The 23,705-nt window shown below is 42.7% G+C and carries 24 protein-coding genes; 10 read left to right on the top strand and 14 right to left on the bottom strand.

The genetic code is table 11. The features are described from left to right. Positions 1 to 219 precede the first annotated feature (219 nt). A complete protein-coding gene (locus tag AC0L46_RS11825; protein ID WP_473503814.1) occupies positions 220 to 1,011 on the top strand; it encodes an inositol monophosphatase family protein in 792 nt (263 codons plus the stop codon). Between the two features lie 96 nt (positions 1,012 to 1,107). Here AC0L46_RS11825 and AC0L46_RS11820 read toward each other — a convergent pair whose 3' ends face one another. From AC0L46_RS11820 to AC0L46_RS11810, 3 genes are all read right to left on the bottom strand, one after another. Beyond that, positions 1,108 to 2,148: a Gfo/Idh/MocA family protein gene (locus AC0L46_RS11820; protein WP_473503812.1), complete on the bottom strand. Its 1,041-nt coding sequence runs from the start codon at positions 2,146 to 2,148 to the stop codon at positions 1,108 to 1,110. A gap of 178 nt (positions 2,149 to 2,326) precedes the next feature. Beyond that, the gene (locus AC0L46_RS11815; RefSeq protein ID WP_473503810.1) at positions 2,327 to 3,133 is read right to left on the bottom strand and encodes a sterol desaturase family protein; all 807 of its coding nucleotides are present in this window, start codon (positions 3,131 to 3,133) and stop codon (positions 2,327 to 2,329) included. Positions 3,134 to 3,243: 110 nt separating this feature from the next. Further along, complete coding sequence (locus tag AC0L46_RS11810) at positions 3,244 to 4,392, bottom strand: MalY/PatB family protein (protein ID WP_473503808.1); 1,149 nt, start codon at positions 4,390 to 4,392, stop codon at positions 3,244 to 3,246. Between the two features lie 290 nt (positions 4,393 to 4,682). Between AC0L46_RS11810 and betI the strand changes: the two genes are divergently transcribed. The 5 genes from betI (at position 4,683) to AC0L46_RS11785 (ending at position 9,935) form a co-directional block, all read left to right on the top strand. Next, positions 4,683 to 5,264, top strand: coding sequence for a transcriptional regulator BetI (gene betI, locus AC0L46_RS11805; RefSeq protein WP_473503806.1), 582 nt, complete (start codon positions 4,683 to 4,685; stop codon positions 5,262 to 5,264). 121 nt (positions 5,265 to 5,385) lie between these two features. Further along, on the top strand, positions 5,386 to 6,318 hold the full coding sequence (locus AC0L46_RS11800) for a choline ABC transporter substrate-binding protein (RefSeq protein WP_414680536.1): 933 nt from the start codon (positions 5,386 to 5,388) through the stop codon (positions 6,316 to 6,318). A 68-nt stretch (positions 6,319 to 6,386) separates the two neighbouring features. After that, positions 6,387 to 7,232 carry a choline ABC transporter permease subunit gene (choW, locus tag AC0L46_RS11795; RefSeq protein ID WP_473503803.1) on the top strand — a complete coding sequence of 282 codons (846 nt, stop codon included), beginning with the start codon at positions 6,387 to 6,389 and terminating at the stop codon, positions 7,230 to 7,232. Positions 7,233 to 7,235: 3 nt separating this feature from the next. Then, positions 7,236 to 8,426, top strand: coding sequence for a choline ABC transporter ATP-binding protein (choV, locus tag AC0L46_RS11790; protein ID WP_473503801.1), 1,191 nt, complete (start codon positions 7,236 to 7,238; stop codon positions 8,424 to 8,426). A 225-nt stretch (positions 8,427 to 8,651) separates the two neighbouring features. After that, positions 8,652 to 9,935 (top strand): MFS transporter, encoded by a 1,284-nt coding sequence (locus AC0L46_RS11785; RefSeq protein WP_473503799.1) that lies wholly within the window; start codon positions 8,652 to 8,654, stop codon positions 9,933 to 9,935. A gap of 39 nt (positions 9,936 to 9,974) precedes the next feature. Here the strand turns inward: AC0L46_RS11785 and AC0L46_RS11780 are convergent, their stop codons facing one another. Further along, positions 9,975 to 10,583, bottom strand: a complete 609-nt coding sequence (locus AC0L46_RS11780; RefSeq protein ID WP_414680540.1) for a LysE/ArgO family amino acid transporter — start codon at positions 10,581 to 10,583, stop codon at positions 9,975 to 9,977. A gap of 90 nt (positions 10,584 to 10,673) precedes the next feature. On the opposite strand from AC0L46_RS11780, the gene AC0L46_RS11775 reads away from it, so the two are divergent. After that, positions 10,674 to 11,555 carry an ArgP/LysG family DNA-binding transcriptional regulator gene (locus AC0L46_RS11775; protein ID WP_473503796.1) on the top strand — a complete coding sequence of 294 codons (882 nt, stop codon included), beginning with the start codon at positions 10,674 to 10,676 and terminating at the stop codon, positions 11,553 to 11,555. Between the two features lie 75 nt (positions 11,556 to 11,630). Next, a complete protein-coding gene (gene galU / locus AC0L46_RS11770) occupies positions 11,631 to 12,458 on the top strand; it encodes a UTP--glucose-1-phosphate uridylyltransferase GalU (protein ID WP_473503794.1) in 828 nt (275 codons plus the stop codon). A gap of 71 nt (positions 12,459 to 12,529) precedes the next feature. Here the strand turns inward: galU and AC0L46_RS11765 are convergent, their stop codons facing one another. The 4 genes from AC0L46_RS11765 to AC0L46_RS11750 all read right to left on the bottom strand — a co-directional run bounded on the left by AC0L46_RS11765 (position 12,530) and on the right by AC0L46_RS11750 (position 15,331). Then, positions 12,530 to 13,474 (bottom strand): AEC family transporter, encoded by a 945-nt coding sequence (locus tag AC0L46_RS11765; RefSeq protein ID WP_473503792.1) that lies wholly within the window; start codon positions 13,472 to 13,474, stop codon positions 12,530 to 12,532. A gap of 161 nt (positions 13,475 to 13,635) precedes the next feature. Then, on the bottom strand, positions 13,636 to 13,989 hold the full coding sequence (gene sdhD, locus AC0L46_RS11760; protein ID WP_414680544.1) for a succinate dehydrogenase, hydrophobic membrane anchor protein: 354 nt from the start codon (positions 13,987 to 13,989) through the stop codon (positions 13,636 to 13,638). Beyond that, complete coding sequence (sdhC, locus tag AC0L46_RS11755; RefSeq protein ID WP_317004831.1) at positions 13,980 to 14,360, bottom strand: succinate dehydrogenase, cytochrome b556 subunit; 381 nt, start codon at positions 14,358 to 14,360, stop codon at positions 13,980 to 13,982. Before sdhC ends, sdhD begins: the two co-directional genes overlap by 10 nt. Before the next feature lie 167 nt (positions 14,361 to 14,527). Beyond that, entirely contained in the window at positions 14,528 to 15,331 is an 804-nt protein-coding gene (locus AC0L46_RS11750) for a siderophore-interacting protein (protein ID WP_473503790.1), read from the bottom strand. Between the two features lie 238 nt (positions 15,332 to 15,569). On the opposite strand from AC0L46_RS11750, the gene AC0L46_RS11745 reads away from it, so the two are divergent. Further along, the gene (locus tag AC0L46_RS11745) at positions 15,570 to 16,766 is read left to right on the top strand and encodes an MFS transporter (protein ID WP_473503788.1); all 1,197 of its coding nucleotides are present in this window, start codon (positions 15,570 to 15,572) and stop codon (positions 16,764 to 16,766) included. Between the two features lie 185 nt (positions 16,767 to 16,951). Further along, on the top strand, positions 16,952 to 18,148 hold the full coding sequence (locus AC0L46_RS11740) for an amino acid aminotransferase (protein ID WP_473503786.1): 1,197 nt from the start codon (positions 16,952 to 16,954) through the stop codon (positions 18,146 to 18,148). Positions 18,149 to 18,235: 87 nt separating this feature from the next. On the opposite strand, the gene AC0L46_RS11735 is transcribed toward AC0L46_RS11740, so the two are convergent. The 6 genes from AC0L46_RS11735 to AC0L46_RS11710 form a co-directional block, all read right to left on the bottom strand. Next, complete coding sequence (locus AC0L46_RS11735) at positions 18,236 to 18,850, bottom strand: UPF0149 family protein (protein WP_414680549.1); 615 nt, start codon at positions 18,848 to 18,850, stop codon at positions 18,236 to 18,238. A gap of 72 nt (positions 18,851 to 18,922) precedes the next feature. Continuing rightward, positions 18,923 to 20,821, bottom strand: coding sequence for a DNA topoisomerase IV subunit B (gene parE, locus AC0L46_RS11730; RefSeq protein ID WP_473503784.1), 1,899 nt, complete (start codon positions 20,819 to 20,821; stop codon positions 18,923 to 18,925). Positions 20,822 to 20,949: 128 nt separating this feature from the next. After that, positions 20,950 to 21,531: a YqiA/YcfP family alpha/beta fold hydrolase gene (locus tag AC0L46_RS11725; protein ID WP_473503782.1), complete on the bottom strand. Its 582-nt coding sequence runs from the start codon at positions 21,529 to 21,531 to the stop codon at positions 20,950 to 20,952. A 16-nt stretch (positions 21,532 to 21,547) separates the two neighbouring features. After that, positions 21,548 to 22,039, bottom strand: a complete 492-nt coding sequence (locus AC0L46_RS11720) for a DUF1249 domain-containing protein (protein WP_473498520.1) — start codon at positions 22,037 to 22,039, stop codon at positions 21,548 to 21,550. Beyond that, positions 22,036 to 23,013 (bottom strand): acetyltransferase, encoded by a 978-nt coding sequence (locus tag AC0L46_RS11715; RefSeq protein ID WP_473503780.1) that lies wholly within the window; start codon positions 23,011 to 23,013, stop codon positions 22,036 to 22,038. The genes AC0L46_RS11720 and AC0L46_RS11715 overlap by 4 nt, the downstream gene beginning before the upstream one ends. 4 nt (positions 23,014 to 23,017) lie before the next feature. Continuing rightward, positions 23,018 to 23,638, bottom strand: a complete 621-nt coding sequence (locus AC0L46_RS11710; RefSeq protein WP_473503778.1) for an NUDIX domain-containing protein — start codon at positions 23,636 to 23,638, stop codon at positions 23,018 to 23,020. Between the last annotated feature and the right edge of the window lie 67 nt (positions 23,639 to 23,705).

The raw sequence follows: 23,705 nt of genomic DNA, 5'->3' as shown, positions 1-23,705 counted from the left end.
TATTGCAAAGCCTTAAACTGATCAGTTTTTCATCAAAACTTAACTAGTAAAAGCAGCTGTATTAAGCTAGAATTCGCGCTCTTATTTAGGCTATCCGCTCATTTTTTATCCAATAGAATAAAAATCAGCTGGTCGCCCGCTCTTTAACACTTTAATTCGGCAACTTATCGTCCTACTGACGGTATGTGCTTTTAATGACGGAATAATCGACGGTAAATTATGCAACCTAGAATCAATGTCGCACTTAAGGCAGCTCGCTCTGCTGCAGAATATATAGTTCACTCTCAAGAGAAATTGCTTTTTGATAAAGAACAAGGTCAATCTGCTGAACACGTTTATGAAACTGTTTGCTCTGGTGCTGAACGCAGCATTGTTTACCACCTAGAAAAAGCCTACCCAGAAGACACAATTACTACTCGCCTTCAAGGTACAGTACAAAAAGGTGAAGAAGGCGAATGGGTTATTGATGCGATTCAAGGTCAACATTTGTTTTCACGAGGCCTAACTGGTCACGTCATTACTATGAGCTATTTAGTTGCCGGTAAAGTGGAGCACGCTCTTGTACTAAACCCACATACAAAAGACGAATTTTACGCAAGTAAAGGCCGTGGTGCTTACCTAAACAACTCTCGTATTCGCAGCAGTACAGCTCGTGAATTGAATAATGCGACATTGGCAGCTCAATTCCCTGCGACAGATCGCACATCAACTTATTTATCTGGTCAATTTGCTGTGCTTACTGAAGTTGCCGAAAAAGGCGCACGCGTTGTAATGCAAGATGCTCCAGCTTTAATGTTGGCGAATGCTGCAGCAGGTCGTCTTGATGGCGCTTGGGGTATTAATCTTCGCGAATGGGAAATGCAAGCACCTTTGTTTATCGCAAAAGAGTCTGGCTGTCTGTTCGCAGGCTTTGATGGTTCGCCAAGCTTAGAAAAAGGCAATGTACTATGTGCAGCGCCGCGCCTATTTAAAGCATTATTGCCTACGCTAAATAAACACCTTAGCGCGTAATATCCAAAACATATAAAAAGGGCCTCTTTCCTGTTACGAAAGAGGCCCTTTTTTATTGCCTGCAATAAGCTTTACTCTGCTAAAAATTCATTAACATCAGTGTTTATGATGATGGTGCTCGTGATGATGCTCATGCACATCGTGGGAATCGCTCACCTCTTCACCTGGGTAAAATAAACCAATATCCTGACGAATTTCATCTAGTGTCGCCATAAGCTCTAGGCTGTCTTGCCAACTGTGATTAGGACTTTGAAGTAAGCCCTCCTCAAGGCATCTGTTTACTTCATCAACTTCGAATTGATAGCCATTACCTGGGAAATCAAATTCCACAGCGCGCTCTTGATCTTCCCCTATCACAATGCGGCATGACTTAGCTTTAAACCATTCTGAAGCGATTTCAATATAGCCCTTCGAGCCAGACAACACAGCACGATTAGGATTATAAGAGATCAAAGACGCCTCCAATGAAGCCAGCTGACCGCTTTCCCAACCTAATAGAATCTGCTCAAAGACATCCACTTCTGTGTCTCCGATCACCGCTTGGTTTTGTATAAAATCCGGTTTACCGAAGAAAAGTTGCGCTAAGAAGACAGGGTAAATCCCAATATCTAATAAAGCACCGCCGCCCATTTCAAGCTTCATCAAGCGATGCTCAGGATCGGTCGGAGCAAGGAAGTTAAAGTTGGCTTGAATACTACTCAAAGTGCCAATATCCCCTTCTTCAACCCATTCAAGAACTTGTTCAATAACAGGATTAAAGCGTGTCCACATCGCTTCCATGACAAAGACATTGTTTGCCAAAGCGAGGTCGTAAAGTTCTTTGGATTGACTTTCATTAAGCGTAAATGGCTTCTCACAAAGCACCGCTTTGCCCGCTAAAATACAGGCTTTGGTCAAATCATAATGATAAATATGAGGAACAGCGATGTAGATAACATCCACTTCATGACTGTTAATCAGCGAAAAATAATCCACAAAAGCTAATTCAATATCAAACTCCGTTGAAAATTTATCCGCAGACGCCTTATCACGAGAAGCAACTGCACGGAGTTCGCCCGACTTCACGTAACGAAAGTCACTTGCGAATGAATGGGCCACCTGACCGGTACCAATAATACCCCAGCGTATCTTCTTCATAGGATTTTCCCCACAGACATAATCAACAGACAGACACTAGCAAAAAGGTTCAGTGCCTAAAAACGCCCACAGTTTGACGTCAATTAGAATGATAGTCCACTGGCATTTTTTTATCTTTCTTACTGAAAAGAAAATTGATCTATGCCAGCTAGCTTTTGGAGATTACAAGATAGAGAATTTAATGTAAGCGCTTCTTGAAGTCACTTTTTTGAAAAGTTTTAAAAGGCATAACTAATAACGCCTTCAAAGAGTCCGGCTGGTAGGTTTTTGTTCCTGGAAAACCTATGTTCAAATTTTCATCGCCGTTAAGCGCCAGCTTTCTTTTGCTGCGAAACGCCGCATCCCAAATACTCAGAAAAAAGCCGTAATTGCTGTTGGTTTCTTCAGACACTCTAGAGTGATGGATACGATGCAAATCTGGCGTAATGATGACAAGTTGAACCAATGACTCAAGCCATTTAGGAAGCCTAGCGTTTGTATGGTTAAACATAGCGGATGCGTTTAACAACATATCAAAAATCAATACCGCCTCAACCGGAATGCCTAATACAAGAACCGCCGAGGCTTTGATCACGAGAGACAAAAGGATTTCGATTGGATGGAAACGTATTGCCGAGCTGACATCTAACTCAGGGTCAGAGTGATGAACTCGATGGAGCCGCCATAATAAGGGAATCTCATGAAACAGCCTATGCTGCCAATAGATAAGGCAATCCAGCGCTAAGACACTGAGTAAAACTACACCCCAAAAAGGCAAGTCAAACGTATTAAATAGGCCGAAATTCTGACCAAACACTGCCACCAAAGATAAAAGCAAAGGTTGCGCAATACGAACACACAGAGCACCAAACATAAACAGCACAATATTATGTTGCCAACGCTGACGCCATTGTAAAAGAGCGCTTCTTGGACGCTGCCACTGCCAAATCAGCAATGCACCAAACACCAAAAGAAACACACTTATACGTAAGTTAAAATCAATCATATTGCGCTCTGCCTAAACGGGTGTAAGCCCACTTGCTGTTAATGACGACAGCAATGGACTCCTATTTTCCCGACAAGTTCCACCCTAGAGTGTTGCTGAAACTTGCTACATCAGTTTGCTTGATGTGTTTTCAACGCACTTTCTATGCGCTGTATCGCCTCTTCAAGTACTGACTTAGGACAGCCAAAATTCAAGCGAAGAAAGTTAGCATCGCCAAAATCTTTACCATCGGACATGCCAACACCCGCATCAACAAAGAATTGATAAGGGTTGTCCAAACCTAAAGCAGATACATCCAACCACGCAAGATACGTTGCTTCTAAATGCAGCATTTTTATCGGTGTAGCAGATAGCCTCTCAGCCAACAGATCTCGATTCTCTGCCAAATACTGCAATAACGCTTGATGCCATTCCTGCCCTTCTTCGTAAGCCGCTAGAGCAGCCGTTAAGCCCAACATATTTGGAGAAGCAATCAATCCTGCTCTTTCTTTATTGAAGGCTTGGCGCAGCTGGCTATTTTCGATCACAGCAAAGGCATAACCAAGACCCGCAATGTTAAAAGTCTTGCTCGGCGCCATTAGAGTAATGGTTCGGTTGGCAGCGTCATCGTTCAAACTTGCAAAGGGAATATGCTGTAAATCGTCTAAAATTAAGTCGCAGTGAATTTCATCACTCACAACAATTAAGTCGTATTTTTCTGCCAACTTATGAATCGCCAACAACTCTGCTTTTGTATAAACCGTGCCGCCTGGATTGTGAGGGTTACACAGTAAAAGCATCTTGCTGTTTGATTTCGCACAGGCCGTTTCGAGCTCAGCCATATTGGGAACCCAACGACCCTTCTCAACAAGCATACCGACACTGGTTAACTCTCGATCGGCCAACAAAGGCGCTTTTGTTAAGTGGTAATAAACAGGTCCTGGTACAACAATGCCGTCACCTTCTTTAGAAAATACTCGAACGCTTAAATGCAGTGCACAAACAAGACCTGGCAAGTGCACTAAATGCGCTCCAGATACGTTCCAACCATAGCGCTTAACAAGGTGTGACTGGATGGCTTCAACTAACGCCTTAGGTGTATGTGTATAACCATAAACACCTTCTTCAACTCGCTGATTCAATGCTTTTTTAATACAATTTGGAGAGTCAAAATCCATATCCGCCACCCACATTGGGATGACATTCTCTGGGTATTTAGACCATTTATCACTACACATCTTAGAACGATCTATTAATGCATCAAACACAGAAGTACTCATTCACCAAAGCTCCGATTGTTTATTTAACTAGATAAGTAACACGATCCTGACCACCACACAAAATATTGGAGGCGATTTATACATAAAAAATCTCATTTATTTATCTCAAACCGACATAATAGCTTAAGAAAAAGACAAAAAAATCTTTAAATTAAATAAATATCTTTATAAATCATTAAGTTAAATTAATTAGAGCGCTAATATTTAGAATTATCAAGGGTTGACCTGATTTACACATTCAGCCTAGTATAGTTTTAATTAAACGGCCGTTTAATAAAAAAGGATAAGAAATGCCTAAAGTTGGAATGCCTGAAATACGTAAACCTCAACTCATCGAGGCAGCAATTAAAGCCATAGATAAATATGGTTTTTCTGGCGCAACCGTCAGCTTAATAGGGAAAAAAGCAGGTGTGTCGCCAGCCATTATCAACCACTACTTCGGTGGCAAAGACGGCCTTTACGAAGAAACAATGAAAAGTTTAATTCGCGAATTCTTCCAGATTTTGTCTGAAGAAATTGCAAAAACGAAAAACAAATCGGTGAAAGCAAAAGTAATGGCAATAGTCAGAGCCAGCTTTAGCCAATCTCAAACTCAGCCCCAAGTGGTGAAAACTTGGATGGGATTTTGGGCTTCGGCAATGCACACACCGTCTTTGTACCGATTACAGAACGTTTACTCTAAGCGCTTAAAAACCGCATTAGTGTGTGTATTAAAAGAAGAGTTTGAAGTGAAACAAGCACGAGAAATCGCCTTAATGATAGCGGCATTGATCGATGGTATGTGGCTTCGAGGATCTTTAGCGGGCGGCATAAACAAAGAAGTATCTGCCCAGCTCATTGAAAATTATCTGGATCTGGCATTTCAGAGCTAAATAGATCCGATTAATTAAAGCAGCAAATTCGTTCAAATTTCGTAATTTCACGAATTGCGGTGTCTGGTATTGGCGCTGTATTTACTTATAAACCTGGTTTTATCAAAAAAGAGGATAAGATATGTTCAATAAGACGAAAAAAACAGCACTAACCATCAGCATCGCAGCAGCTTCTGGCTTAGCTGCAGCAAACTGCTCAACGGTTAGATTTTCAGATGTCGGCTGGACTGACATCACAGCAACAACCGCTGTCACAAGTGCAGTTATAGAAGGCTTAGGCTACGAAACAAAAACACAATTATTATCCGTACCTGTTACCTACACATCTCTTGCCAATGGAGATATTGATGTTTTCCTAGGTAACTGGATGCCAACCATGCAAGCAGATATCGAACCTTACCTTGCCGCTGGCACAGTAGAAGATCTAGGGCCAAATTTAGTCGGGGCGAAATACACCCTAGCAGTAAGCAAAAACGCCTATGACGCAGGCGTGACAGATTTTTCTGATATCGCCAAACACCGCAAAGAATTTTCCGGACGCATCTACGGTATCGAGCCAGGCAATGACGGCAATCGTATTATCCAAGACATGATTGACTCAGATGCTTTTGGCTTAAGTTCATTCCGAATTGTTGAATCAAGCGAAGCAGGTATGCTTTCTCAAGTAAGCCGTAACACTCGCCGTGATAATTGGATTGTTTTCCTTGGTTGGGCACCACACCCTATGAACGCAAACTTTGAAATGGAATATTTAGCTGGCGGCGATGACTACTTCGGCCCTGATTTTGGTGGTGCAAATGTACATACCAACATCCGTAAAGGTTACGTTCAAGAATGCCCTAACGTAGGCAAACTACTAACAAACCTAACATTCTCCCTTCCAATGGAAAATGAAATCATGGGTGCAATCCTTGATGACGGTAAAAATCCAGATCTTGCCGCAAAAGATTGGTTAAAAGCCAATCCGGAAGTACTCGACGCATGGCTAAGTGGCGTAACAACTCAATCTGGTGGAAACGGCTTAAGCGCAGTTAAATCACACCTAGGCCTTTAATTCCAGAACGCGCCTTAAGTGAAACACAAGCACTTAAGGCGCACTATTTGTTACATCGGAGAATATATATGAATTGGCTGACGGATAATAAAATCCCTCTTGGCACCTGGATGGAAAACTTTGTCGATTGGCTAGTCTCTGCGGCTTCCGGCTTTTTTGATCTAATCTCTATTATTTTAGAAACCATGATTTTCTCCATGGTTGATACCATTGAATCTATTCATCCACTCATTGTCATTGGCATTGTTTTAGTCGGCGTTTGGTTTCTCCATCGCAGTATTGGCTTATTAGTCTTTATAACCGCCGCTCTACTTTTTATTATTAATATGGGGTATTGGATTGAAACCATCCAAACCTTAGTACTGGTAGTTTCTGCGACGTCTATTAGCGTGCTGATTGGTGTGCCTATTGGCATAGCAGCAGCACATCGCCCTTGGTTGTATACCATATTGCGCCCAATTCTAGATTTGATGCAGACCATACCAACCTTTGTTTACCTTATTCCAACGCTGATTCTATTTGGTTTAGGTTATGTCCCTGGCTTGATATCAACCATCATCTTCGCTATTGCTGCCCCAATCCGCTTAACCTATTTAGGTGTGAGCAAAGTACCAAATGAATTATTAGAAGCAGGCTTAGCATTTGGTTGTACCAAATCTAAATTACTCTACAAAGTGGAACTGCCTGCCGCAATGCAAAATATTATGGCAGGGGTAACACAATGCATTATGTTGTCTTTATCTATGGTAGTGATCGCGGCACTGGTTGGTGCTGATGGACTAGGAAAGCCGGTCGTGCGTGCCCTAAACACAGTCAACATTTCACAAGGTTTTGAAGCCGGTATCGCCATTGTATTAGTGGCTATTATGCTCGATCGTATTTGTAAGTCTCCATCCACTAAGAGTGAAGGATAATTTATGGCCGTTGTAAAAATTGAAAACGTCGATATTGTCTTTGGCGACAATAAAGCCCAAACGCTTTCGCTCATGGATAAGGGGCATACTCGAAACGAAATCATTGAAAAAACAGGGGATGTTGTTGGCGTGCAAAATGCCAACATAGAAGTAAATGAAGGTGAAATTTGTGTATTGATGGGATTATCTGGATCTGGCAAGTCCACCCTACTGCGAGCCATCAATGGCTTAAACAAGATTGCTCGTGGCCGCTGCCTTGTTAAAGACGGTGAGAATATGGTTGATATGGCCGAATGCAACGAAGCAACCTTACGTCACATGCGTACACACCGTGTTTCTATGGTTTTTCAAAGCTTTGCATTAATGCCTTGGTTGACCGTTTTAGAGAATGTTGCCTTCGGCTTAGAAATGCAAGGCATGCCAAAAACTGAACGCCTCATCAAAGCACGCGAACAACTTAAAATGGTTAGCTTAGACCAATGGGCGGACAAAAAACCAGACGAACTGTCAGGTGGTATGCGCCAACGTGTTGGTTTGGCTCGGGCCTTCGCCATGGACACTGACCTGCTCTTAATGGATGAGCCTTTTTCAGCACTTGACCCATTGATTCGTACACAGCTACAAGATGAACTGATTGAGCTGCAAAAACGCCTCAACAAGACCATTATTTTTGTTAGCCATGATTTAGACGAAGCGCTGAAGATCGGCACTAAAATTGCGATCATGGAATCCGCAAAAATCATTCAAGAAGACACACCAGAAGAAATTGTCTTGAATCCAGCAACGGAATACGTTGAAAACTTTGTCGCCCACACTAATCCATTAAATGTCTTATGTGGTCATTCCTTGATGACACCACTCTCTGAACTTGCCATGCAAAACGATAAGGTAATTTTAGAAAACGGCATGTGGCTTAATGTAAGTGATGACAAACTCATTTCCATTCAAGATCAAGAAGGTCAAGTACCAACCATTTCTTGGACAAAAGGCATGCTGCTCGACAACATTCCAGACAATGCCATTTTCATTGTTCCGAGTAATATATCAATGCGTGATGCGGTCGACATTCGATATCACTCCAAACATTTCATGGTGTTAGAAGAAAACGAAAAGTGTGTAGGCGTTTTGACTGACCACAACTTCTACCATGCATTACTGGGTAAGCATTTTGAGCGAAATGTCGAAGCGGCCTAATTTGCTTTATATCTATAACGCTTGATTATTCGGAATAAAAAAGCAGGTTTTATGAGAAAACATCATCAAACCTGCTTTTTATAACGACAAATAAATTAATTGATATTCCTCGTGCCAAACTCATTGATTAGTGATTGCATTCGAAAATTCTATCGGTATAGTCTGCCGAAATATTGACCAGTTCAAACTCGCTTTTTAATACGCAGCTAGCTCAAAGGATATTGCATGTTAAAACAAACCTTATTTCCCATCTGGGGCTTGCTCTTTGGCATCGCCATTTTAACCATGGCAAGTGCGCTACAAAGCTCTTTGATTGGTATTCGTGCCTCCATCGAATCCTTCAATACGACAGCGACTGGTTTGATCATGTCGGCCTACTATCTTGGCTTTATTATCGGTTCTTTATTGGTTCCGAACTGGGTCAAAAACGTAGGCCATATTCGAGTGTTTGCCGCCGTCGCGTCCTTGGCTTCTATTACCATTTTGATGCAGTCAGCCATTATTAATCCTTGGTTCTGGATGCTAATGCGTATGGGCACAGGTTTGTGTTATGCGGGCTTATTTATTGTTACCGAAAGTTGGTTAAACGATATCGCCACAAATAAAACCCGTGGCCGTTTGTTTTCGATTTATATTATTGAAATATGGGCTAGCCAAACTCTAGGTCAATTCTTGTTGAACCTTTCTCCACCTGATGGCTATGACCTTTTCATCTTAACGTCTGTCTTGATTTCTCTCGCCTTGGTGCCGTTATTGCTCGTTCGTACACCATCGCCAACGATCAACGTCCCAGAAAAAATCAACATCATTTCTCTAATGAAAACCGCGCCTTTGGGTTTCACTGGCGTAACGATTGCAGGTGTCACATCCGGCGCTTTGCTGGGCTTGGGCGCTTTGTATGCGAAAAGCATTGGGATGAATATCGCTGAAATTTCACTCTTCATCGGTGCCAGCTATGTGGGCGGCATGTTATTGCAGTGGCCAATAGGAAAGTTATCGGATCGACAAGATCGTCGTGTCACCATTCTTTGGGTCAGCATTGTCGGAGCGCTATCGGCGTTAATCATCCCGCTTGGCTACAATCTGGATAGCCAAATCATCATGATGGCAGGCATGTTTGCGGTCGGCGCGTTTGTGTTTCCTATGTACTCTTTGGCATCTTCTCACATGAATGACCAGTTGCGTCCAGAGCAAATCCTCTCTGCCAGCAGCGGTATGATTCTGCTAAATGGCGTGGGCGGAATGATTGGTCCTCTTGCTGCTGCGGCCTTGATGGATCTCATCCAAATAAATGCCTTATTCTGGTTTGTTGCCGCTCTAAACATGCTTGTGGCTTTGGTTGCGATATATAGAATCCATTACCAGCCAGCGATGATTATCGAAGATCAGGGGGATCAAATTCCTGTGGCTTTAACCGTTTCTTCTGTTGCAACAGCAGAAATGCTTGTGGAAGCAGATTCCTCTATTGCTCCAGTAGAAGAAAGCCACGAAGTAGAAATCAAACTTTAATTCACTTTTCCCTAATGCAGCCGCACAGTTTTTATCAGATTAAGATAAAGGCTGTGTGGCAATTTTGAAGGCAATAAACCAGATCAAAATAGCATTAACACGGTTAAACCAACGCCAAAATTTCGCACTTTCTAGCCACTTTGCACACAATCGACCAATAAAAGCCAAAGACAAAAACCAAATCAACGAAGCCAATGCACCACCTAAGACGAACTCCCATTTATCGTCTTGCCATTGGTTTGCTAAGCTGCCAATTAGAATCATGGTATCCAAATAGAAATGCGGATTCAGCCAAGTCACCGCAAAGCCCATCATAAACAAAGGCCAAAGCGCGAGCCGCTTAGTATATTGCTCTAGAATCAACTGCTCATCTTGAAAAGACGATCGCCATTTACCCCACGCAAACCACACTAAAAAAGCAACTCCGCCCCAACGTGAAGCTGTTAATAACCAATCGTGACTTTGTAAAATCAAACCTAGACCGAATGCCCCTAACGTCATAGATAAGACATCACTCAAAATAAACAACAAGGCAATCGGGAACGCATAATGCCGTTTTAACGCCTGCTCCAGTAAAAAGCTATTTTGTGCCCCTACCGCTATGATTAAGCCACCACCTGTAATTGCACCACTGATCAACGCCAACATATTTACTGCTCTCCTTTAATTTCGCTTGATATTACGGAAAGCAGAACCTAAATTAAAATTAATTAAACTAAAACTACATTAGAAAAAATTATGTTGGATTATAAAGCACTTGCCAGCTTACAAGCGGTTCTACGATTTCAAAGCTTTGATAAAGCAGCAAACTATTTAAACCTCACTCAATCGGCTGTATCACAAAACGTCAAACGCCTTGAACAAGATTGCGGCCGCCCTTTGTTAATTCGCGCTCGCCCTGTGGTTGCTACACCGCTAGGTGAACAAATGCTCGCTCACTTCAATAAAGTTTCTATGCTTGAAGAAGGTTTACAGGAAGCCATACAAGGCAAGACATCTAATTATCCAATCAATATTGCCGTTAACAACGACACTCTCGCCACTTGGTTTATTCCTGTCATCAGGGACTTTTCGGCAACCAATAACACCAAATTACACATTAAAGCGGCAGACCAAGCCAACACTCGATCCCTATTACAAACAGGAGAAGTGGTTGCCTGCCTTAGTCAAACAGGCACCCCAGTCGCAGGTGGTGATTCCACTTTTCTTGGCAATATGCATTACGAGCTGGTCGCCACACCAAGCTTCATTGAAACCTACTTAAAAGGCGACTTGAGTCCAGAGTCAGTCTTGCAGTCTCCTTCTCTTATTTACGATGAACACGATGAACTTTGGGGACGATATCTCGATGAGTGCTTACAATTAAAGGCTGATATACGAAACAGTCATGCTTATCCTTCCTCCCATGGCTTTGTCGAGCTAGTAATGGGTGGCACAGTCTGTGCTTTAGTTCCTAGTGTACAAGTGCAAGAAAAACTAAAAAATAAACAGCTGATTTCCCTGTTTCCAGACAAACAATTAGCCTTGCCACTTTATTGGCATTGGTACAAACTTAACTCCCCTGTATTGGATCGGTTAACTAAAGTGATAAAAAATGTCACAAAAGATGCTTTATACTAAGGATTAATCGGAACAGGCTGGCTACCACTTTATTTTTTTACAGCCATTTTACTAATACCATTTTAAGGAAAAATTATGATTCGCAAATGTCTATTCCCTGTTGCTGGCTACGGTACTCGATTTTTACCAGCAACTAAATCTATGCCAAAAGAGATGCTTCCTGTCGTAAATAAACCTTTGGTTCAGTATGGTGTAGAAGAAGCGGAAGCTGCAGGACTCAACAACGTCACTTTCGTAACAGGCCGTGGTAAACGCGCAATTGCAGACCACTTCGACATCAGCTACGAGCTAGAACATCAAATCTCTGGCACCAATAAAGAGCAATATCTGGACGGTATCCGTCACCTAATCGACAACGTGAATTTCTCTTTCACACGCCAAAACAACATGCTTGGTTTGGGTCACGCTATTCTGACTGGCGAACCTCTAATCGGTGATGAAGCCTTTGGTGTTGTGCTTGCTGATGACCTTTGCTTTGGTGAAGAAGATGGCGTTATGGCGCAAATGGTTAAACTCTACAACCAATTCCGATGCACCATTGTGGCCATCGAAGAAGTTCCGGAAGACGAAGTGCACAAATATGGTGTGATTAAAGGCGAGTCCATGATGGATGGTTTATACCGCGTCACGGATATGGTAGAAAAGCCAAGTAAAGAAGAAGCACCATCAAACCTAGCCATCATTGGCCGCTACATTTTAACGCCAGACATCTTTGACAAAATTCGTAACACGCCAGCTGGCCGTAACGGAGAAGTTCAAATTACCGATGCCATTTTACAACAAGCTAAAGAAGGCTGTGTATTAGCCTACAAATTCAAAGGCAAACGTTTTGACTGCGGTAGTGTAGATGGTTTTGTTGAAGCGACTAACTTTTGCTACGAGAACATTTATAAGCAAAGCTAATTAGAAAGAAACATCATAAAGCCACGTAAACCAAAAGTTACGTGGCTTTTTTGTATTCAAATTTTTACTTCTTAAGATAAAAAATACTGACTCAGCCAAACACTAACAGGCACAGTGAATACAGAAAGCAACGTCTGCATAGTGATATAAGCAGACATTCTATCTGCATCGCCTCCTAATTGACGCGCTAGAGCGTAAGCCGATGTTGCCGTTGGCACCACACCAAATAACACAGCCACCAACGCTGGCAAACCTCTCACATCCAACCACCAGCACATAATGCCAATCACAAGAGGAAATATCGCAAAACGCGCTATCGAAGACATCAAAAATGTCATACCAACAGACCGAACCGTTTCTAATCGAACGCTGGCTCCCACGGCTAGCAAGACCAGTGGCAGAGCCGATTGAGACAACATTCCCACCACGTCTGAAATTAAGATAATCGGCGTTAAGCCCAATAAGTTCAGGCCACTTCCTAACACAATAGAAACAATCAAAGGGTTACGAATCAAAGCCCCACTCAACAAGCGCGGCAAGGTTAATACAACACCATTTTTAGCCGGTGGTCGGTGCATCAGCACCATAGACACAACGAGAAACACATTAATTGAAGGGATCAATACAGAGGCACCTAACGCTGCAAACACCAAACCTTCATTACCGTATAAGCTGCCTGCTAGAGCCAAGACGATGAAAGTATTAAAACGTACACCAGCTTGCAGCATAGAAGAGGCTGTGGGCGCCTGCACTTTTAAGAACCATGCACTGATAAAGACAAAAGCGGCAGCAATACACAAAGCGAATAAAAGAATGAAAGCGTACTTCGTCAACATAGGGTTGGTGAAATCAATCTGCGATGTTTTATGGAACAACAAAGCAGGAAAAAGTACCCAATAAGACAGCTTATCAACACCCGGCCAAAAGCCTTCCATGGGAAAACGGAAGCGCTGACAAATCGCGCCAGCAATTAACAACAAAAAAACTGGTAGCACAGCCAAAGAAAGAGAAAGCACCACTCACCTCACAAACAAAGCAAAACAATGAGAAAGCCAGAAAGTAAAACGCACGCTTTTTTTTATAGTTCCCTAAAAGCAAAAAACTCTGACCAAGGTTATTTTGATCAGAGTTTTTATATTTTGTGCGCCTTACGTGATTGGCTAGAACGACCTTGGAATTAACCCCAAAGAATCCCTAAACCAACAAGCAAGTAAACAATGCTGACAACAAAATAGAAGGCATGAAAACCTTTTTCAAAACCAGGAACAGACACCTTCTGAGTGTAATCTGTACCAATTTGCCAGCCTGCTAAAATCGAGTTGATCATAGCCAACACTAACGTCACAGAAGAGTACACTTTAAACCATAGAGCACTATGAATTGCACTCCACGTTTCATAAGTTAATTCTGTTTGTGAAAGAACTAAACCTAAATAAACAAACAACCAAACAATGATCGCAATGTTGCTTACTCGTTGAAAAATCCACTCTTTTGTACCGCTGCGGTTCTCCCGCTTTAAACCTAAGCCCATATCAACACACCAAATAGAAAACTAATGACAAGTCCCAAACCGATCGCCACTTTTGAAATCAGCTTCCCACTTTCTAATTCTTCAAAGTAACCCAGCTCCTGAGTGATGTGCTTCAAACCAGCCATCGTGTAGTAACCCGCTGCGGTCATGAAACCCCAAATAATGAACTGAACTAGAAAATTCTCTGTTACCAGTTTCTCGATATTATCAAACCCTTCTGGAGAGCCTAATGAAACACATAAAACAGACAAGAAAAAAGCCATCGCTACCCATAAGATTACCGCGCTGATTCTATGCAAAATAGAAGCAACCCCAGTAATGGGCAACTTAATAGTGTGCAAATCCAGATTAACTGGACGTTTATTTTTCATTTGAGGTTTCCTTTTTTATCCCATGTGATGGTAAATATGAAAAGTGAATAAGAAGTACCTATTGTCGAGCACCATTATAAAACTCATTTTCTAGAATGCTAATAATTTACCTATTATTAGATCAATTTTTTGAGTTTGTCGGCCATTTCTCGAACCCAGCAGCTGTTTTAGACCTGCTTCCAGTAAGAAGTAAGATCTAAATGCGCTGAATTTAATCGCTCGTCTTTTACAAGAGTACGTTTCAACTTAGCAATAGTATGAGCTTCCGTAGCCGCCCAAACCCAAGTTTCAGAGCTAAAAAACTCATCCGAGATTAATTCAACCGCCTCTATCAACTTACTTCCGATGGTTTCATCTGGCTTAGAATAAAGCCAATGAACATTCGCTCCGGCATGAGACGGCAAGATGATTTCGCTTTCCGCCGACTCCACTTCAATCCAAGCATCCACAATCGCTTCTTCAGGCAATATTTCTAACCAACGCGCCAAAGCGGGAAGACTGGTTTCATCGGCTAAGAAAACATAACGCTTAGCATTTAATGGCGGAGTTTTAATAAATCTAGGACCAAATATGCCAAGCTTCTGTCCAGCTTTTGCTTGTATCGCCCAAGGCCCACCGACACCAACATGATGCAAAGCAAAATCGATCTCCACGATTAAAGCGTCTGCATCAAAAGAACGAATCGTATAATCACGAAACGGCGAGAAACGCCCTTCGTTTACCCCTTCCCAATCAGCGCCCCAACCGTCAGCTGGAACCGTTGGCATCCTCAATTCGCCAGTTTCCATATCGGGGAAAAACAATTTCACATGGGCTTCAGGAGACAAAAGGTGAAACTTAAAACCTTCTAAATCTTCTCCATGAAACGTCACCCTACGCAGAGTTTTCGATATATCTTTCACCTCAACAACCGTTATTACTCGCTGCTTCAGCTGAACTTCTTCCCGTTCATTTTGTAAAATCGATGTCATACATCCTCAAGCCATCTAAAGGTCATCAAAAAACGCCATTAATATAAACGATAACCCTTCTCAAAAATACCAATTTTTGTCTGTTCTGTTTCAGTAGGAAAACCACTTAAATAATATATACGATTGAAATCCCTACTCGATTTTTTAGTCTATTTCTATTTAAGCGAAAAAAAACGATAATCCAAACTCAATTAACTTCTCCAGTACCAGTTTTTTCACGGTATTTTCAAGGACAGTCATGAATAACAATATAGATGCCGCCAGCAAGGATACCGCTCATTCTTGGCAAAACCCGAAAACACTCCTCACACTTATTGCAATAGCATTGCCAATCGCCTTCGCTAGCTGGCAAGCCTTGCTCAACAACTTCGCCATTGAAAAGGCCGCTTTTACTGGCGCAGAAATTGGCTTATTACAAAGTGTTCGTGAAATCCCAGGTTTTCTCGCCTTTACCGCCGTATTCGTTTTGCTGTTCATACGCGAACAAAAGTTCATGATGCTGTCGTTAGTCATGCTCACCGTTGGCGTTGCCATCACAGGCTTTTTTCCTTCTTTAGCCGGCTTGCTGTGCACCACACTGCTAATGTCGATTGGTTTCCATTACCTAGAAACCTTGAAACAATCCTTATCTCTGCAATGGCTAACAAAAGAAGAAGCGCCCGAAGTGCTCGGCAAACTCATCTCCGTTGGCGCCTTGTCAGCCCTGATCACTTACGGTGTGCTGTGGGTATTATTGGAACAATTTCAGCTCGATTTTCGTTGGGTGTATCTCATCGCTGGCAGCGCCTCCCTTTGCATCGTGATCTTCATGTGGATTGCCTTTCCGACCTTTGAAAGCAAAACCATACAAAACAAAAAACTCATCCTCAGAAAGCGCTACTGGCTGTATTACGCCCTCGTCTTCATGAGCGGTGCGAGACGCCAAATCTTCGTCGTTTTCGCAGGTTTCCTCATGGTCGAAAAATTCGGCTACTCCGCCGCCGACATCACCTTATTATTCTTAATCAACTACGCTTTCAACTGGCTCTTCGCCAAACGCATTGGCCGCCTCATTGGCGTGATTGGCGAACGCAAAGCCCTCACCTTTGAATACATAGGTTTGATACTGGTATTTATCAGTTACGGTTTAGTAGAAAATGAAATTCTCGCGGCAGGACTATACGTAGTCGACCACCTATTCTTCGCCCTCGCCTTGGCAATCAAAACCTACTTCCAGAAAATTGCCGACCCAGCCGACATGGCCTCAACCGCGGGTGTTTCCTTCACCATCAGCCACATTGCCGCCGTCGTCATTCCCGTGTCATTTGGCCTACTCTGGCTCATCTCCCCAGCCAGCGTCTTCTTTGCAGGCGCCGCCATGGCCGCCGTATCACTCATCCTCGCCATGTACATTCCCAACCATCCAACGGAAGGCAATGAAGTCCGCAAAGGATAAAATCAAATAACTAAACACCTTTGAAGCTAAGATCATCAAATTTAATCGGTCTAGCTTCGAAGTGTCTTACTTTCTTTACAACTCAAGGTTCATTTCCTTGCCACTTAGATTGTATTTTGCTGTATTTACGGCAAAATACGCTTTCACTTTCCTCTCAACAATCTGATAAGGACGCATGACACATCATGTTTAAGCATCTTAATGCCGTTTCTGGTGACCCACTTTTAGCTCTCATTATTGCTCATCAAAAAGACCCTAATCCAAACAAGATTGATTTGGGTGTCGGTGTTTATAAAGACGATAGCGGTCATACGCCTATTTTAAATACGGTGAAAAAAGCCGAGGCGATTTTGCTAGAACAAGAAGCGTCTAAAAGCTATTTAGGCATTTATGGTGCGGCGGAGTTTGAGCCAATCATTCAAGATTTATTGTTTGGTGAAGGTCATGCTTTGTTGTCTTCTGGTCGTATTCGTTCAACACAAACACCGGGCGGCACTGGCGCTTTAAAAGTGGCTGCGGATTTCATTAGTGCGAATTTGAAAGGTGCTCGCCTTTGGGTAAGTGACCCAACTTGGGGAAACCATAAGTCGATTTTTGATTCCGCTGGTGTGGAAATTCTGGATTACCCTTATTACGACCCTGCGACAAACGGCCTACGTTTTGACGATATGATGGCGAAGTTGGAAGCAGAAGTGAAAGAAGGCGATGTACTACTTGTTCACGCTTGTTGCCACAACCCAACAGGGATCGATTTGCAGCTTGAGCACTGGAAAGTGTTGACTGAATTCGTCAAAGCGAAAGGTCTTTTACCGTTAGTCGATGCCGCTTATCAAGGCTTTGGCGATGGTTTAGAAGAAGACATGGCTGGGCTACGCCACATGGCTGAAAATGTAGACAACATGTTGATCGCTAACTCTTTCTCCAAGAACTTTGGTATTTACCGTGAGCGTTGTGGTGGTTTGAGCATCATGGCTGAAAGCGCTGACGAAGCAAACGCGGCCTTCTCTATTGTTGGTCAGGCGATTCGTGCGAACTACTCTATGCCACCTTCTCATGGCGCAGCGGTGGTTTATACCATTATGTCGAACCCTGAGTTAAAAGCAGAATGGGAGCAAGAAGTGGCTCAAATGCGTGATCGCATTAATGGCTTGCGTGCAAAATTGGTAGCCAAATTGGCCGCTTCTGGTGTAAGCAAAGACTTTTCTTTCATTCAAGACCAGCGCGGTATGTTCTCTTACTCAGGTTTAACGCTAGAACAAGTTCGCACTTTGCGTAGCGAATACGCGATTTATATTGCCGATACTGGCCGTATGAGCATTGCTGGCGTCAGCGATGACAACATCGATTACCTTTGCGAGAGCATTGCTAAAGTGGTTGGCTAGTTCCATTAGATCATTAGCAACACCAGCAAAAAAGGCCGAGGTGATCAAAATCATCTCGGCCTTTTTTATCTCATTGTAAGAGAGTATTTAGTGAAGCACTCGGGTATCGGACAAGCGTGGCACAGTTTGCATTTCTGGATGAAAATGCTGCACCAAACGAAGAACAGAAGGCTCTAGATTTTCTCGCCAAAAGTCGATTTCTTCTTCCACCATGCTTTTCTGTCTTTCCCAACCGGCTTCTGTACCAAATAAACGAGCAGGAGCAAGCACTTCGTCAAAGAATTCTCGGTCACCGTCTAGACCAACGCCGATCAATTTTGCTCCGCGAATAAAGCCAACACACCATTCATCGACTATGATTTTCTGCTGACCATCCACTTCTTGTTCTAAATAAACTGGGTAAAAGTCGCCAAACAATAAGCTGTTCATGGTTTCCATATACATGATCAAAACAAGGCTTAAGAACTCATCTTCTTGCTCTGTACTTTCCCAAATAGGTTGATCTTCGTCCGCGCCCCAGATGGCGTTTAGCCAAAGGTCTGGCTCTAGTTCTTTTAATGAGCAACCTAGCGCAGTTAAAAATCCGTCTAACTCAGATACACAAAGCAGCGATCGGTCACCACCAAACATCATTAAGTAGTGATCAATTTTCTCATAAAGCACTTCTTCACTTATGACATCATCGCTTTTTGTCTCGGACATTTTTCTTTCCACTTCTGTTACGCTGAACACAGTTAAGCTACATCGTTTATGTATGGCTCGACTCTATTTATTCTAGTCTACTATCGCTAAGTTGCCGTAGGTTTCTAGCCAATTTTTACGGTCACCGGCGCGCTTTTTAGACAGTAATTTGTCAAGCAGCTCATTGGTATCAGGTTTGTCTTCCATTGTTAGCTGTATCAAACGGCGAGTATCTGGCGCCATAGTGGTTTCACGTAGTTGAGAAGGGTTCATCTCACCCAAACCTTTGAATCGCTGAACGTTTGGTGTACCACGTTTATTTTCAGCGGCAATTTTGTGCAGGGTGATATCTTTTTCTTCATCATCCAATGCGTAATACACTTCTTTACCAAGGTCGATTCGGTACAAAGGCGGCATGGCAACAAACACATGACCATTGTTCACCAAAGCTGGGAAATGACGAACAAACAAAGCACAAATTAGCGTAGCGATGTGAAGTCCATCTGAGTCGGCATCGGCCAAAATACAAATTTTTCCATAACGAAGACCACTTAAATCTTCATCACCTGGGTCAACACCCAAGGCGACGGAAATATCATGAATTTCTTGCGATGCTAACACTTGCCCAGAATCCACTTCCCAAGAGTTAAGAATTTTGCCTCGTAGCGGCAAGATAGCTTGGAAGTCTTTTTCACGGGCTTGTTTTGCTGAACCACCAGCCGAATCCCCTTCCACTAGAAATAATTCACTTCGTGAAGAGTCTTGTCCGGAGCAATCCGCTAATTTACCTGGTAATGCTGGGCCTTGCGTGACTTTTTTACGAACCACTTTTTTGCTGGCTCTCAGACGCTTTTGCGCGCTGTTGATAACAAGATCAGCAATTTTCTTACCATCTTCAACGTGCTTGTTTAACCAAAGGCTAAAGGCATCTTTCACTGTCGCTGAAATAAAAGCCACGATTTGACGAGAAGACAAACGCTCTTTGGTTTGCCCTGAGAATTGCGGTTCTTGGATTTTCGCTGACAGTACATAGCTACAACGATCCCAAACATCTTCTGCGGTTAGTTTAATGCCGCGCGGCAAAAGATTATGGAAGTCACAGAACTCTCTAATCGCTTCAAGCAAACCTGTTCGCAAACCATTTACGTGTGTTCCACCTTGCGCGGTTGGAATCAAGTTCACATAACTTTCTGTAACAAGCTCACCACCTTCCGGTAGCCATTGTACTGCCCAGTCTACGCCCTGTGTCTTTTCGGTTAAACCACCAATAAACGGCGCTTCTGGTAAAAGTACAAAGCCTTCATTTGCCAAGGCGAGGTAATCTTTCAAACCATCTTGGTAAAACCATTCATCACGAACTTCTTCGCTGCCGCTCTGGTCAATAAAAACCACATGCAAGCCAGAGCACAGCACTGCTTTCGCTTTCAATAAATGCTTTAAACGAGAAAGGGAGAATTTCGGGCTGTCGAAATACTTAGGGTCGGCAGTGAATTTTACTTTTGTACCTGTGTTCTTTTTACCAACTGTACCGATTTCTTTCAGCTCTGAGGTTTTAAAGCCATTTTCAAAACCAATATGATATTGAACGCCGTCACGCTTCACCCAAACTTCTAGAGACGTCGATAAGGCGTTAACCACGGAAACACCCACACCGTGCAAACCACCAGAGAACTGGTAGTTATCGCCTGAAAATTTACCACCAGCATGTAGCTTGGTCAGAATCAGTTCGACGCCAGATACACCTTCTTCTGGGTGAATATCAACTGGCATACCACGACCATTATCTTCTACGCTAAGCGAGCCGTCTTTATAAAGTATGACTTCTATACGATCAGCATGTTTTGCTAAAGCCTCATCTACTGAGTTATCTATGACCTCTTGCCCAAGGTGGTTAGGGCGTGTGGTGTCCGTATACATTCCTGGACGTTTTTGAACAGGTTCTAAACCGCTTAGAACCTCTATCGATCCGGCATTATATTCTTTTGCAGACATGCGTGTTTTTTCTTCCAAATTGATAATGCGATACAAGATTTATTGTGTATGGCATCAAAACGTAAATTAGATCACTAGAGTCTATCACTGGTTTACACCGTGTGAAATAGTCCAATAAAAGCAGTAGCTTACTCTGTAATTATTTCAGCGAAGCGAAATATCTCTTTTGTGAAACGGTCAAACTCTGTGAAGCTATGATCGCCTTTTTGCTCATGGGTTAATCGTGCGGTTTTAGGGAAGGCATCAAGTGCCGCTTGGTAGTCCAACACTTCATCTCCTTCTTGCACCATTAGCCAATATAATTCCGGCGTAGGGTTCGTCACCACAAGCTGCTTCAGCTCCGTCATGTGAGCTTGAGTCAGTTCATACTCTTCTTGAGTATAAGGGTTATATTGAGGCCCTAAATGTTCTTGCAGTAGCTCAGGAGCTTGCACTGCTGGGTTCACCAATATGGTTTTTAGTTGGTACTTTTCCGCAAGATAAGCCGCATAAAAGCCACCCAACGAACTGCCTATTAGCGTCATTCCTGTTACTTTGTTCTCTTCAATAATTGCTTCAAGCTGCCTAATTGCTTGTGCGGGCTGCCAAGATAATCGCGGAGAAATAACAGCGCATGGTTGACCTAAAGCCTTTGCGGCATTACTTAATAGTGTTGCTTTATGGGACATTTCTGAGCTGTTAAAGCCATGAATGTAAAGTAAGCTGCTCACAGTGATTCTCTTTGTATTAGGCAAATTGGAAAGACAGCGTGTTGTTTAATCTGTGTCCGTGCTTTAGGCATAGCTCCAATAAATCCGCCAACTGCTGGTTTAAGCGAAACTTCTCATCTCGATGCAACATAGCGTCGTTAGGATACGGATAAGCACCTTGATACTGTCGGTGTCCGTCGGTAATTTCAGCAAGACTAACATCATGATAAAGCCGGATAGTCATAGAAAGTGTGGTTTTGAAAAGCAACTCTTTCTCAATTTCTGGGCCAAACTCTAAGGTAATTTCAGATGTAAAACGGCTTTCTTGGCCTAAAGTTAGCCTTAAACGGCTTTCTTGATCACCCACACTGTGAATCGCAAAATGCCACGCATCCAGAGTTTCTTGGCCACGCATCAGTTTGCCCAAGCGACGGTAATTCAATTCGCCGAGCATCTGCAAGCTGACCAAGTCTGGTACGTAGTTGTTCGCCTTCTTCTTTGTCATGTGAGCCTTTGTTACATCTGTCATTCTGCTGAGGTTTTTCCTTCTGTAAAAGCCTTTCCTGCTACTTTTGAATCATTCCGTAAGGCATTTAATTGATGATTCATCCGCATATCTTTATCTTGCCAGTATAGATTAAACCAAGCAAAAAAGTGTTCTCTATCCTTATCGGACGCTCGATAATCTGGCGCCAAAAGCGTATTTGGAAGCGCCACTTCTCGAACCATCACTTTCACTCGACCAATGCGACCACAGAGCAAGTCCCAACCCGTGATTTTGGGTTGCTCGTACAATACGGTGATGTCAGTAATTTGTTTAATAGTTTGGGGCATAGTTTGCAATATAAAGCCTACGCCACCCGCTTTGGGTTTTAATAAGCAAGTATAAGGAGACTCTTGCTGCTGATGCTTAATATCAGAAAAACGCGTGCCTTCAACAAAGCTCATGATTGAATTTGGACGTTTCAACAAACGGCGACAAGAACGCTTTGTTGTGGCTAAATCTTTACCAGCCAAACTAGGATTCTTTTCTATTTGCGTTTTTGTATAACGCTTCATGAACGGGAATCCCATTATATAAGTGGCTGTTCCCACCAATGGCAGCCATATAAGTGCTTGTTTCATAAACACTCGAGGTAAAGGACGACGACCACGCAGTTGAGCGAAAATAACAAAAACATCAACCCAAGACCTATGATTGGCGATAATCAAATGCCAATGCTGAAAATCGGTCTGCATGTTGTCATCAAGCTCCCACTCCACCCCAAGTACATGATGAAACCACCATTCATTTGATGCGACCCAGCCGTTATAAAGCCAATCAAAGCTTTGCTCTGCAAATACTTCGTACTTTGATTGTTTTAACAAAAGTAGAGGTGAAACAAGATGAACCAATAATGTCCAAAAAAAGGCGTTCATGCTCATAAAGATGAAAGATGTCACACCAACAATGGGCTGTAAGAAAGACCTTTTTTTAGAGGCGAATACGGCTTCTTGATTCATAACGCTAAACACACCAACGCTTAACTAACTTCGTTTTATTTAGAGCAAACCACTGCAACCCCATGATAGTACTGGCGTTTTCTACATCTTGCTCTAGTAAAGCAATCGCCTCATCAGACGTCATTAAGTGCAATTTAATGTCTTCATTTTCATTGTCTAAACCATGAATTTTTGTCAAATCCGCTGAACTAGAATCAAACTCACCAGCATACATGCGTAGATATTCGACTAAACCACCCGGTGACGGCACAAATTTAAACATGTATTCAAGACGCTTTACGACAACACCCGCTTCTTCTAAAGATTCTCGACGAGCGACTTCTTCATCTGTCTCGCCTTCTTCGACCATGCCAGCAACCAGTTCAAGCAGCCATGGTGATTCACTTCTTAGCATGGTTGGACGGAACTGCTCGATCAGCAATACTTTATCCGCTACAGGGTCAAACAGAAGCACACAAACCGCATCGTTTCGCACCATCATCTCGCGAGTCATTGGATTACTCCATTGACCATTAAACTTCTTGTGTTTCAATGTCAGTTTACGCATTTCAAAAAAGCCTTTGTAAAGGCATTCGTCTTTTAAAACATCGACATCTTTTTTGCTGTATGTTGGTTTAAACGTCATATTATCTTGCCTTATACAAACCACTATTTTTTTAGTGGTTCAATATGATTCATTTATCATGGTTGAT

The sequence above is a fragment of the Marinomonas sp. 15G6-16 genome (genome assembly GCF_055809555.1).
This window is presented reverse-complemented; position numbering and strand designations above follow the sequence as displayed.